Annotated in this window: 12 protein-coding genes; 2 read left to right on the top strand and 10 right to left on the bottom strand. The window is 73.2% G+C overall.

The window, feature by feature from the left end; all coding sequences use genetic code 11:
* Nucleotides 1-46: 46 nt before the first annotated feature.
* The 8 genes from ACWCPW_RS26270 to ACWCPW_RS26235 form a co-directional block, all read right to left on the bottom strand.
* On the bottom strand, nucleotides 47-478 hold the full coding sequence (locus ACWCPW_RS26270; RefSeq protein ID WP_449764041.1) for a DUF2752 domain-containing protein: 432 nt from the start codon (nucleotides 476-478) through the stop codon (nucleotides 47-49).
* A gap of 28 nt (nucleotides 479-506) precedes the next feature.
* Nucleotides 507-812, bottom strand: coding sequence for a CD225/dispanin family protein (locus tag ACWCPW_RS26265; protein ID WP_406295695.1), 306 nt, complete (start codon nucleotides 810-812; stop codon nucleotides 507-509).
* A gap of 313 nt (nucleotides 813-1,125) precedes the next feature.
* A complete protein-coding gene (locus ACWCPW_RS26260; protein WP_395862501.1) occupies nucleotides 1,126-1,335 on the bottom strand; it encodes an HGxxPAAW family protein in 210 nt (69 codons plus the stop codon).
* Between the two features lie 114 nt (nucleotides 1,336-1,449).
* A complete protein-coding gene (locus tag ACWCPW_RS26255; protein ID WP_449764040.1) occupies nucleotides 1,450-2,154 on the bottom strand; it encodes a TIGR02234 family membrane protein in 705 nt (234 codons plus the stop codon).
* A 42-nt stretch (nucleotides 2,155-2,196) separates the two neighbouring features.
* A complete protein-coding gene (locus tag ACWCPW_RS26250) occupies nucleotides 2,197-3,741 on the bottom strand; it encodes an anthranilate synthase component I (protein WP_449764039.1) in 1,545 nt (514 codons plus the stop codon).
* Nucleotides 3,742-3,811: 70 nt separating this feature from the next.
* Nucleotides 3,812-4,189: a phosphoribosyl-AMP cyclohydrolase gene (gene hisI / locus ACWCPW_RS26245; protein WP_355537328.1), complete on the bottom strand. Its 378-nt coding sequence runs from the start codon at nucleotides 4,187-4,189 to the stop codon at nucleotides 3,812-3,814.
* A 43-nt stretch (nucleotides 4,190-4,232) separates the two neighbouring features.
* A complete protein-coding gene (locus ACWCPW_RS26240) occupies nucleotides 4,233-4,883 on the bottom strand; it encodes a TIGR03085 family metal-binding protein (RefSeq protein WP_449764038.1) in 651 nt (216 codons plus the stop codon).
* A 138-nt stretch (nucleotides 4,884-5,021) separates the two neighbouring features.
* Nucleotides 5,022-6,206: an alpha/beta hydrolase gene (locus tag ACWCPW_RS26235; protein ID WP_449764037.1), complete on the bottom strand. Its 1,185-nt coding sequence runs from the start codon at nucleotides 6,204-6,206 to the stop codon at nucleotides 5,022-5,024.
* 266 nt (nucleotides 6,207-6,472) lie between these two features.
* On the opposite strand from ACWCPW_RS26235, the gene ACWCPW_RS26230 reads away from it, so the two are divergent.
* A complete protein-coding gene (locus tag ACWCPW_RS26230; RefSeq protein ID WP_449764036.1) occupies nucleotides 6,473-8,290 on the top strand; it encodes an ABC transporter ATP-binding protein in 1,818 nt (605 codons plus the stop codon).
* Entirely contained in the window at nucleotides 8,287-10,143 is a 1,857-nt protein-coding gene (locus tag ACWCPW_RS26225) for an ABC transporter ATP-binding protein (protein WP_449764035.1), read from the top strand. The genes ACWCPW_RS26230 and ACWCPW_RS26225 overlap by 4 nt, the downstream gene beginning before the upstream one ends.
* Before the next feature lie 88 nt (nucleotides 10,144-10,231).
* Here the strand turns inward: ACWCPW_RS26225 and ACWCPW_RS26220 are convergent, their stop codons facing one another.
* The gene (locus ACWCPW_RS26220; RefSeq protein ID WP_449764034.1) at nucleotides 10,232-11,083 is read right to left on the bottom strand and encodes a septum formation family protein; all 852 of its coding nucleotides are present in this window, start codon (nucleotides 11,081-11,083) and stop codon (nucleotides 10,232-10,234) included.
* A gap of 35 nt (nucleotides 11,084-11,118) precedes the next feature.
* On the bottom strand, nucleotides 11,119-11,973 hold the full coding sequence (locus tag ACWCPW_RS26215; RefSeq protein WP_449764033.1) for a septum formation family protein: 855 nt from the start codon (nucleotides 11,971-11,973) through the stop codon (nucleotides 11,119-11,121).
* Nucleotides 11,974-12,014: the final 41 nt, after the last annotated feature.

The raw sequence follows: 12,014 nt of genomic DNA, 5'->3' as shown, positions 1-12,014 counted from the left end.
CCGTGCGCACGGTCCGGCCGGTGGAATCGCCGGCGATCACTGTGCGTCAGGGCGCGAGCGCCGCGCCGAACGGCAGGTCGCGGACGATCCAGAAGAGCACCACGACCACCAGCAGAGCCCGCAGCGGGCGGGGGTCGGCAAGCCCCCGACGCGGCCGCGCGCGGGCGGTGCGCACCGCCCAGCGCAGCCACAACACGCCGATCAGCGGGAACAGCGCGACCGCGAGCGCGTTGTAGCCCAGCGCGGCGGGCAGGTCGAGGTGGGTCAGCGCGTGCACACAGCGCAGGCCGCCGCAGCCGGGGCAGGGCAGGCCGGTGAGCAGCAGGTAGGGGCACGGCGGATAGTGGCCGCTCTCGCGCGGATCGACCAGCCCCACGTAGGCGGTCGCGGCGCCCAGCAGGGCCAGGCTCACGGCCGGCAGTCCGAGGTTGCGCAGTCGGAAGCCGGTGCTCGGCGCGGGCGGGGCGGGGGTGCTCACCGACCCATTGTGCGGTCCGGACGCACCGTCAGAGGTCACCCAGCGTGTCTTTCCAGCCGAGCAGGAACACGCCCACCATCCAGGTGGTCCAGAAGATCACGCCGAGCAGCACCGTGCCGATGGTCCAGTTGCGGGCCCGCAACGACGCGAGCCGGGCACCCGCCACGTCGCCGCGCTGCCAACGCTCGTTGACGCTGGTGGCCGCGAGCAGCGCGGGCACGCCCGCGAGGAAGCAGCAGAAGATCGTCGCCACGACCGCCCACGCGAGGTAGTTCTCCGGCGGCCCGGGCGGCGGTCCGGCGGGCGGCGGCGTGGTCGGCGGCCCATAGGGCATGGCATGCCCGAACGGTCGAGCCGGCGCGTTCCACTCCCGCGTCCGATCCGGCCGCTCCTCACCGCCTCCGGGAGCCCCCGGATAGCCGTAGGCCACATTCCCCCCTAGGCACAAGCGCCGCACCGGCGAGCCCACCCTAGAACAGCCCGGGGCCCGCCACACCAAACCCCGCCGCCGCCCGACCCGACCGGCACCCGAGACCGATCCGGCCGGGAACCCCATCGACCGGCCCGGCGCTCGAGGCCGACCCAAACCGAGCGAACGCCAAGGTCAGCCGAAGACCGGCCCGGCCGGCCGCGCGTGAGGCCAACCGTCAGCGCCGCGCGGGAGCCGTGCCGAGACCACCCATCCGCATGCCCGCGCCGGCCACGCACCCCACCAAAACCACGACCGCACCGACCCAGAACAACATCACGTTGGCCGCGATCATCGCGACGCCGGAGATCGTGCAGCCGATCAGCGCCAGTATGGTCACGGTCCAGGCGGCGGGGGTACTGCCGTGGTTTCCGGCTTGCGAGGACATCGCTCAACTCCTTCGGCTTCACATTCACACGCTTGTGCGCGGCTGCCGCGACACCGTCCTGGGCGCCGCGATCACAACCGCGCGAGTCTTATTGTCACCCGTCGAGAGCAGTGCTCAGCGCGTGGGGTCCTCGCCGCGGTCGAGCGCGTTCCACAGATCGGCGTTGCCGACCGGGCCGCGCCCGACGGCGGCCGCCTTGCCCGCGGGGGCCTCGTAGCGGTTGGACATCCCGGGCCAGCGCCGGCCCCGGAGCACCACGAACAGACCGGCCAGCAGGATCAGCACGCCGCCCACGGCCGCGAACCACGGCCAGATCGTGTGGCCGACGTCCACCGCGCGAACCCCCTCGACGGCCGCCTTGCCCGCCGCCTCGGAGTTCACCGCCGACGTGTCGCCGGCACCTCGCACGGCCAGCACCGCGACCCCGAGCCCGGCCAGCGCCACCAGCACGCCGATCACGGTGCGCCCGATCGTGCGGGTGGCGAGCACCGCGAGGCCGCCCGCGAGGCCGAGCAGCGCGAGCGCGGAGGTGGCCTTGTTGATCGTGTTGCCGCTCGCGTGCACCGCGATCCGCGAGCCGTGCACCGGCGCGGTGCCCTCCGCCCACGTACGCCCCGCCACCGAGAGCACCACGGCCGCGCCGACCAGGGCCAGCAGCACCGCGACGGTCAACTCCCGGCGGGCCGCCCTGCGCTCCCGCGCGGCCGCCGCGTCCGCCGTATCGGCCGCGTCTGCCGCGTTCGCGGGCTCCGCGATCGCTCGGTCGTGCGTCTCGGTGCCCCTGCGCGCTGCGCCGGCCTCGGTCCTCGCGTCGGTCATGCCACCAGCATGACCCACGCCGCCGAACGGCGAAGACCCGCCCTACACCTCGTGCGCCGGCGCCAGCGTCCCCGCGATGGCGATCGCGCGCAGCACCGCCGCCGCCTTGTTGCGGCACTCGATGTCCTCGGCCTCGGGCGAGGAGTCGGCCACCACGCCCGCACCGGCCTGGACGTACGCCACGCCGTCGCGGATGAGCGCGGTGCGGATCGCGATCGCGGTGTCCAGGTCGCCGGCGAAGTCGACGTAGCCCACGCAACCGCCGTACAGCCCGCGCCGGGTCGGCTCGAAGTTCTCGATGATCTCCATCGCGCGCGGCTTGGGCGCGCCGGAGAGGGTGCCCGCCGGGAAGCACGCGGCGAACACGTCCAGCGCGGTGCGGTCCGGGGCCAACTCGCCCACCACGGTGGACACGATGTGCATCACGTGGCTGTACCGCTCGACCGACATGAAGTCGATCACCTCGACCGTGCCGGGCGCGCAGACCCGGCCCAGGTCGTTGCGGCCCAGGTCGACCAGCATCAGGTGCTCGGCGCGCTCCTTCGGGTCGGCGAGCAACTCCTCGGCCAGGTCGGCGTCCTGCTGGGGGGTGGCGCCGCGCGGGCGGGTGCCCGCGATCGGGTGCAGCATCGCGCGCCCGTTCTCGACCTTGACCAGCGCCTCGGGGCTGGAGCCGACCACGTCGAAGCCGCCCTCGGCGCCGCCGTCCGGGCCCGGCAGCCGGAACAGGTACATGTACGGGCTGGGGTTGGTCGCGCGCAGGATCCGGTACACGTCCAGCGCGCCGGCCTCGGTGGGCATCTCGAAGCGCTGGGACAGCACGATCTGGAACGCCTCGCCGGCCCGGATCTCCTCCTTGGCCGCCTCCACCGCCTTGCGATAGGCGGGCGAGCCCCACGGGCCGACCGCCTCCGCCGGCGCGGTGCGCTCGAACGAGGCGGCGGCCAGTCCGGTCGGCCGGGCCAGGTCGGCGGTCATCGCGTCCAGCCGGGCCACCGCCGCGCGGTAGGCCTCGTCGACGCCGGACTCGCGGTTGTCGTGGTTGATCGCGTTGGCGATCAACAACACGCTGCCGTCCACGTGGTCGAGCACCGCGAGGTCGGTGGCCAGGAACATCATCAGTTCCGGCACCCGCAGGTCGTCCACGGTCTCGTCGGGCAGCCGCTCCAGCCGACGCACCACGTCGTAGCCGAGGTAGCCGACCATCCCGCCGGTCAGCGGCGGCAGTTCCAGGCCCGGGACGCCGTGCGGGGTGTGCAACGCGGCCACGGTGGCCCGCAGTACCTCCAGCGGATCGCCGTCCACCGGCACGCCCACCGGCGGGGTGCCCAGCCAGCGGGCCCGGCCGGCAGCCTCGGTGAGCACCGCCGCGCTGCGCACGCCCACGAACGAATAGCGGGACCACGAACGGCCGTTCTCGGCGGACTCCAACAGGAAGGTGCCCGGCCGTTCGGCGGCGAGCTTGCGGTACAGCCCGACGGGGGTGTCGCCGTCGGCCAGGAAGCGCCGGGTGACGGGGATGACCCGCCGGTCGCGCGCGAGCGCCCGGAAGGTGTCGAGGTCGGGGGTGACGGTTCCGGTGGTCATGGCGTGCGCAATCTCCCGGGCAGCGAGGTCGGGCGGAGCCGGGGCCACGCGGGCCCGGGGTCGGCGGCGGTCAGTCGGAGACGGGCAGGACGTCCGCGTCGAAGCACGTGCGGTCGCCGGTGTGGCACGCGGCGCCGGTCTGCTCGACCCGCACCAGCACGGCGTCGCCGTCGCAGTCGAGCGCGACCGAGAGCACCTTCTGCACGTGGCCGGAGGTGTCGCCCTTGACCCAGTACTCCTGCCGGCTGCGGCTCCAGTAGGTGCATCGGCCGGTGGTCAGCGTGCGATGCAGGGCCTCGTCGTCCATCCAGCCGACCATCAGCACCTCGCCCGTGTCGCCGGCCTGCGCGACGGCGGCGATCAGGCCGTCGGGGTCGCGCTTGAGGCGTGCGGCGATGGTCGGGTCGAGGTCGGACGGCCGCGCGGGCGGGTGGGTGGCACCGGTCATGCGCGCATTGTCGCAGACCCGCGCGGGCCGACCGGTTCGGTGTTCACAGGCCGGTACGGGCCGTACGCAGGGTGTCGATCGCGGCCGGGTCGCCGTCCAGGTCGACCCGGGCGCGGTCCTTGCGGCCGAACAGGTACAGCAGCAGTTCGCCCGGGTGTCCGCTCAGGGTCACCACGGGCGTGCCCCTGTGGATGGTCCTGGGCTGTTCGTCGGGTCCGGTGTCGGTGCGGCGCAGCGCCACGCCGACCGGGACGCCGCGCAGCGCGATCCGCGAGGCGCCGACGGCCCGCTTCCACAGGATCTCGGTGAGCGCGGGGTCCAGTTCGCGCGGCTCGGCGCCGCCGGGCTGCGCGCGGCGCACGTCCTCCAGGTGGATGAAGTACTCCATCGTGTTGGCGGCCGCGTCCACGCCGGGGATGCCGAACACGGACAGCCGCGGCGGGCCGTCGGCGACCAGGCGCACGCTCTGTTCGTACGGCTTGGCCGCCTGCCGCAGCCGGACCTTCTCGGTGTGGCCGGCGAGCGCCCGGAACATGATGCCGGGCGCGGAGTCGGGGCGCCGCTCGCGGATCACCAGGTGCGCCGCGAGGTCGCGGGTGGTCCAGCCCTCGCACAGGGTCGGCGCGTCCGGGCCGAGCACGCGCAGGAGTTCGGCGAGCGCGGCCCGTTCGGTGCGGGCGTGGGAAGTCGGCATGTGCCGATCCTTCGGCCCGCACCGGGCGCGGTCAAGGGGGCGCGGTCACGGGTGTGCGGTCACGCGTCCGGTCGGGGCACGCGGTCGGGGGCGTCCGGTCGGTGGCACGCGGTCGGGGGCGTACGGGCGGCGGTGCGGTCACGGCGACGCGGCGATCGGCGCGGAGTCCTTGGGCTGATCGGTGTTCTGCTGCGCGCTCATCCAGCGCAGCGCGTCCGGCAGGAGCGCCTGCCAGGTCTTGAAGTTGTGCCCGCCGGTGGGCAGGAGCAGCGTGTCCACCTTCAGCGGCGGTTTGGCCAGCCGCTGGAACTCCTTGGTGTCGGCCAGGTTCGGCTCACCGCTCTCGCTGCTGGTGAGCAGCAGGCTGACGGGTGGCATCGGCATGTTCTTCAGCCGCCACATCAGGTCGTGCTGGTTGCGGTACGCCTTGCTTCCGCCGTACAGGTCGCCGGTGTCGCCGTCCATCGGCGCGCCGTAGTCGGCGGACAGCGCGACGCCCGCGCCGATCCGGTCCGAGTGCAGCATCGGGAGCTTGGCCGCGCAGTAGCCGCCGGTGGAGTCGCCGAGCATGCCCCAGCCGCGCGGTCCGGGGGCGACCCGGTAGGCCTGGCTGATCGCCTCCGGCAGGTCCTGGCTGAAGAACATGCCCACCTGCGGCCCGCCGGGCACGTCGGTGCACTCGGTGTCGCGGGCGACGCCGACGCTCGGCTTCATCATCACGTAGATGGTCGGCTGGACCCGGCCGGCGGCGATCTCGTTGGCGGCGAACTTGGGCAGTTCCAGGCGGGTGACCAGGTTGCGCTCGTTGCCGGGGTAGCCGGTGAGCACGACCACGACCGGGAAGCGCCGGTCCTTGTATTGGGCCTGGAAGTACTGCGGCGGCAGGTAGACCAGCGCGGCTGTGCCCAGCCCGCTGCGTCGCCCTGCCACGTCCACCTGCATGATCTGGCCCGCGGCCTGCGGGTTCTTGCCCTGCGGGACGTCTATCGTCTCGGTCCCGTTCTCCTTGACCAGCTTGGGCACGTCACCGGGACCGTTGGTGCCGAAGTTCACCACGGGCTTGCCCGTGTGCCCGAGCAGGTCGTCCCAGGTCGTGTAGAAGACGAAGTAGCGGTTGCCGATCACCGCGACGGTGGCCATCAGCAGCACCTGCGTGCTCAGCAGGATGCCGACCCGTCCCAGGATCGGCAGCACCCCCTGGCGGGACAACTTGGGCCAGAAGTACACGGCGGCCGCGGCCGCCGCGAAGGCGACGACGCCGAGCAGGATTATCAGTTTGAGGCTGGTCAGGCCCACAGCGGCGTCCTCGGTCCTATGGATCATGGTCAGGGCACGCCCGTGGAGACGAGACCGACCCGGGGTTTGGTTGCGGGTACCGGCGACGCTCCGGCACGGCCGACGGGGAAAGCCCGAAACAGGGTGACATGCGGGAAAGGTCCGATCCAAGCCGGACCGGGTGTGTCGATCCCGATCGAATCGAGGTCCGCGACGGGGAATCCGGGCCGTCCGACGTGCCTTGTACTTTCATTGGACACCCATCCTTCGAGAGCCCCGTTCGCGGCGGCCGGATCCCCGTGAAAGTGAGCCCCGTGGCGGACAAGGTCGTGCTGCGACAAGGACTGCGCGTCATCGGCGTGGCGATCCGCGAGGAACCGCGGATCTTCGCCGCCGCGGTGGGCGCGAGCGCGGTGTACGGCGTGATGACGGTCGGCTCGGCCCTGGTGCTGGGCCGGGTCACCGACGAGGTGATCATTCCCGCGTTCCGGGACGGGCGGACCACGGCCGGTGCGCTGATCGGCGCGTTCGCGGCGATCTTCGGCGTCGCGCTGCTCAAGGCGTTCGGCGTGATCGGGCGCCGCTTGTGGGCGGGCGTGATGCAGTACCGCCTCCAGGCCACCTACCGGCGCCGGGTCACCCGGCAGTACCTGCGGCTGCCGCTGGCGTGGCACCACCGCCACCCGACCGGGACGCTGCTCTCCAACGCGAACGCCGACGTCGAGGCGGCCTGGAATCCGGTCGCGCCGCTGCCGATGGCCACCGGTGTGGTGGTGATGTTGTTCGTCGCGGCGATCTCGATGGTGCTCACCGACTGGGCGCTCGCGCTGGTCGGCTTCGTGATCTTCCCGGCGATCGCCCTGCTCAATGTGATCTACCAGCGCAAGCAGGGCCCGCTGGCGATGCGCGCGCAGGAGTTGCGCGCCGACGTCGCCGAGATCGCGCACGAGAGCTTCGACGGCGCGCTGGTGGTCAAGACGCTGGGCCGCGAGACCGAGGAGACCACCCGCTTCGCCGCCGCGTCGCGCGAGTTGGCCGACGCGAACATCGCGGTGGGCCGGGTGCGGGCGCTGTTCGACCCGATCCTGGAGGCGCTGCCCAGCTTCGGCGTGCTGCTGGTCCTGGTGGTCGGCACGGTCCGGGTCTCGCACGGGGACCTGGCCCCCGGCGACCTCGTCCAGGTGGCCTATCTGTTCACCCTGCTGGCCTTCCCGGTCCGGGCGATCGGCTGGCTGCTGGGCGACATGCCGCGCTCGGTGGTCGGCTTCGACCGGGTCGAGGGGGTGCTGGAGGCCGAGGGCGAGCACGCCTACGGGGCGGTCGAGGGCGGCGACGCCTCGGCCGGTCCGGCCCGCCTGCAGGCCCGCGCGGTGCGCTTCGGCTACACCGACGACACCGACGTGCTGCACGACGTGGCCTTCGACGTCGAGCCCGGGCGCACCATCGCGGTCGTCGGCCCGACCGGGTCCGGCAAGTCGACACTGGTCTCCCTCCTGGTGCGCCTGGTCGATCCGGTCGACGGCGCGATCCTGCTGGACGGCACCGATCTGCGCGACTACCGGCGCGGCGGGATCGCGGCCACCGCGGCGCTGGTGCCGCAGCAGGCGTTCCTGTTCGACGACAGCGTGCGCGACAACATCACCCTGGGCCTGGATCTGGACGACGCGGCGGTGCACGAGGCGCTGCGGATCGCCCAGGCCGACTTCGTGACCGCGCTGCCCGCGGGCCTGGACACCCAGGTGGGCGAGCGCGGGACCACCCTCTCCGGCGGCCAGCGCCAGCGCATCGCGCTGGCCCGGGCGCTGGTGCGGCGCCCGCGCCTGCTGGTCCTGGACGACGCCACCTCGGCGGTGGACCCGCGGGTGGAGGCTGCCATCCTGCACGGGCTGCGCGACGCGGGCCCCGCGACGGTGGTCGTGGTGGCCTACCGCAAGGCCACCATCGCGCTCGCCGACGAGGTGATCTACGTCGAGGGCGGCCGGGTGCTCGACCGCGGCCCGCACCACGAGTTGCTGGACCGCTCGGTGGGCTACCGCCGACTGGTCAACGCGTACGAGCGCGCCGCGCGCGAGGGCGCGGACGAGGATCTCGACATCGACGTCAGCGAGGCCGAGGAGGCCACGGCTTCATGAGTATCGCCACCGTCACGGCCAAGGCGCCCGAACCCGAACCCGAGCCGAAGGCCGCGTCGCGGATCGGCGCCGACCCCGCGTCGACCCGGCCGGCCGAGTCCGGATGGAGCGTGCTGCGCCGGGGCCTGCGGTTGACCCCGGAGTTCACCGAGGGCTGGATCGTCACTCTGTTGCTGGCCGTGGTGGGCACGGCCGGTCGGATCGTGGTGCCGCTGGCCGTCCAGCAGACCATCGACCGGGGCCTGCGCGCCGACGCCGGCCCGGACCTGACCGTGGTGCGCGCCATGGCCGCGCTCGCGGCGCTGGCGGTGGTGGTCACCGCGGTGTCCGCGTACGCGATGAACGTGCGCCTGTACCGCACCAGCGAGCGCGGGCTGTCCACCCTGCGGGTGGCCGCCTTCCGGCACATCCACGACCTGTCCACGCTGCACCAGCAGTCCGAGAAGCGCGGTTCGCTGGTCTCGCGGGTGACCGGCGACGTGGACACGATCAGCCGCTTCATCCAGTTCGGCGGTCTGCTGCTGATCGTCAGCGTCGGGCAGATCGCGCTGGTGACGGTGCTGATGTTGGTCTACTCGTGGCAGCTCACGCTGCTCGTGTGGGTGTGCTTCGCGCCGCTGTACTTCTTCATGCGCGCGGTGCAGAAGCGCATCGCCGCCGCCTACTCGCACGTGCGGGTGGCCATGGGCCGGATGCTCGGCGCGATCGCGGAGCCGGTGGTGGGCGCCGCGATCGTGCGCGCGCACGGCATCGAGGACCGCACCGCGCGCCGGATCGACGCGTCGGTGGACGCGCACCGGGACGCGCAGACCCGCGCCCAGTTGTTCGTCGCGTTGACCTTCCCGATGGGCGAGTTCGTGGTCGGCCTGGCCAACGGCCTGGTGGTCGTGGTGGGTGTGTGGCTGGGCATCGACGGGCAGCTCAGCGTCGGCGAACTGGTCGCCTTCCTGTTCCTGGTCACCCTGTTCGTGGGCCCGGTGCAGATGGGCGTGGAGATCCTCAACGAGGCGCAGAACGCGCTCGCGGGCTGGCGCCGGGTGCTGGAGGTGCTGGACGCGGAGCCGGACATCGCCGACCCGGGCGACGCGGGCGAGGAACTCCCGCGCGGCCCGGTCGAGGTCGCCTTCGACCACGTCTCGTACGGGTATCCGGGCGGGCCGCGGATCCTGCACGACGTGGACGTCACGCTCGCGCCCAGGACGCGGATCGCGGTGGTCGGCGAGACCGGCTCGGGCAAGACCACGTTCGCCAAGCTGCTCACCCGCCTCGTCGACCCGGACGAGGGCCGGGTGCTGCTGGACGGCGTCGAACTGCCCCGGGTGCGCTTCTCGTCGCTGCGCGCCCGGGTGGTGATGGTGCCGCAGGAGGGCTTCCTGTTCGACGCCACGCTGCGCGAGAACGTGCGGTACGGCCGGCCGGACGCGGACGACGCGGCCATTCGCACCGCGTTCACCGACCTGGGGCTGGCCGATTGGCTGGCCGGGCTGGCCGCGGGCCTGGACACCCCGGTGGGCCAGCGCGGCGAGTCGTTGTCCGCGGGCGAGCGGCAACTGGTCGCGCTCGTGCGGGCCTACATCGCCGATCCCGACCTGCTGGTCCTGGACGAGGCGACGTCGGCCGTGGACCCGGCCACCGAGGTACGGATCGGGCGTGCCCTGGACGGGCTGACCCGGGGCCGCACCGCGGTATTCATCGCGCACCGGATGTCCACCGCCGAATCGGCCGACGAGGTGCTCGTGTTCGACGCGGGCAAGCTGGTCGAACGCGGGCCGCACACCCGCCTGGTCGGGGCCGGCGGCATCTACTCGCGGCTGCACGCCTCGTGGACGGCGCAGCAGAGGACGCCGCGCTGAGCCCGGTCTTCGACCGGTCGCCCCCCGGGCCGGACGGGCCGCACGGCCCCCGTCCGGCCGCGGGGTCCTCTCGCGGTGCGCCGCGGTGCTATCGCAGCGGCGCCGTCAGCTTCTTGGTCTCGTCCACGTAGGACACCAGGCACTGCACCTCGCGGTCGCCGCTGCTCCAGCCCGATTCCTTCGGATAGATGTAGAGCCAGGTCAACTGCTCCGCCTCGGGCTGCCGGGCGATCACGGGTTCGGCGATCGGCTTGCACACCGCGGACGCCTGCGTGTCCATCACCGAGTCGCCGGGCCAGGTGCCGTCCGGCAGCGCGACGTTCCGGATGTGCTGCCCGTCGTGCGGCGCCGTGCACGCGACCTTGTCCACGTCCGTGCCGACGGCCGCGAACGCGATGCAGTCGCCCGGGCTGAGCGGGACCTTCTTGACCGCGACGCTGCCGTTGGAGTTGGTCGCCTGGGGCGTGACGGCCCGGGTGCTCGGCGGCTCGCTCGAGGGTGGCTCCGGGGTGTCCGTGGGCGGCGGCGTGCTCGCCGGCGCGCTCGTACGCCCGGTCGCGGTGTCCGCCGGACCGGCCTCGTCGCCCTTCTTGTCGTCCTTGCCCAGGCTCAGCACCAGGGCGATCACGCCGCCGGCGATCACCAGCGCGACGACCACCACGATCGCCACCACGCGCCCGCCGCCCCGCCCGCCGGAGCCGCCGGGGCCGGCCGGGCCGTAGGGGGGTCCGCCTCCGTACGGTGGGCCGCCGCCACCGTACGGAGGGCCGCCGCCGTAGGGCGGGCCGCCGATCGTGGGACCGTCGTAGGGCGGCGGCGGGTTCGCGGGCGGCGGGCCCGCGGGGCCGCCGGGATAGCCGCCCGCGCCACCGCCGTACCCACCCCCGCCGTAGCCGCCCAAACCGTGGTTGCCGCCCGGGTATCCGCCGGGAGTGCTCATCACGTCGATCCCTCCCCCAGGGCCGAGCGCTCGGGTCAGCGCAGTGGCTTGGTGAGTGTCTGCCCCGACTTGTACTTCGCGATGCAGGTCACCTTGCGGCGACCGATGTCCCACCCCGGCTGCTTGGGGAAGGTGTAGGTGAAGGTGAACTGCGACGCGTCGGACCGGCCGCTGAGCGCCGTGCTCATCGCGGGCGTGCACTTCGACTCGGTCTGGTCGGTGATCGCCGCCTCACCGGGGTACGTGCTGCCGGTCAGCTCGTAGGTCAGGAAGACCTCGCCGGTGTGCGTGCTGTTGCAGGACGTCTTGTCGATGGTGCCCGACGTGGCGTCCAGGGTGACGCAGTCGCCCTTGGACAGGTCCACGTACCGGACCTCCGAGGGCAGGTCCGGGTCGGACGTGCCGGACGTGGTCCGCGGCGGGGTCGGGCGGCCGGTGGTCGGGCGGCCGGTGGGGGTGGTCGGCGCGCTCGTGCTGCTCGTCGGCTTGGAACTGGACGAGGTGGTCGCGCTGTTCGTGGGCCCGGCCTTGTCGTCCTTCTTGTCGTCCCCGCCCAGCACCACGACCAGCGTGGCGATGATGCCGCCGACCACGACGATCGCGGCGATCACCACGGCGATCAGCGGGCCCTTGCCGGAGCCGCCCTGGTTGGGGCCGGGCGGCATGCCGCCGCCGTAGCCCCCGCCCCCGTAGTTTCCGGGGTACTGCGGTCCGCCGCCGGCCCCCGGGTACTGCGGCGCGCCGCCGTACGGGTTCTGCGGCGGCGGATACTGCTGCCCACCCTGTGGGTACTGCTGCCCGGGGTACGGCTGATTGCTCGGATAACCCTGGCCGGGCTGCTGCCCGTAGCCGGGGTAGCCACCCTGTCCGGGTGATGGCGGCGTCGTCATGTGCCTAGCCTGCCCGATCGGGTGAACCCACCGCTCGGCCG

It is taken from the genome of Embleya sp. NPDC001921 (genome assembly GCF_053594475.1).
This window is presented reverse-complemented; position numbering and strand designations above follow the sequence as displayed.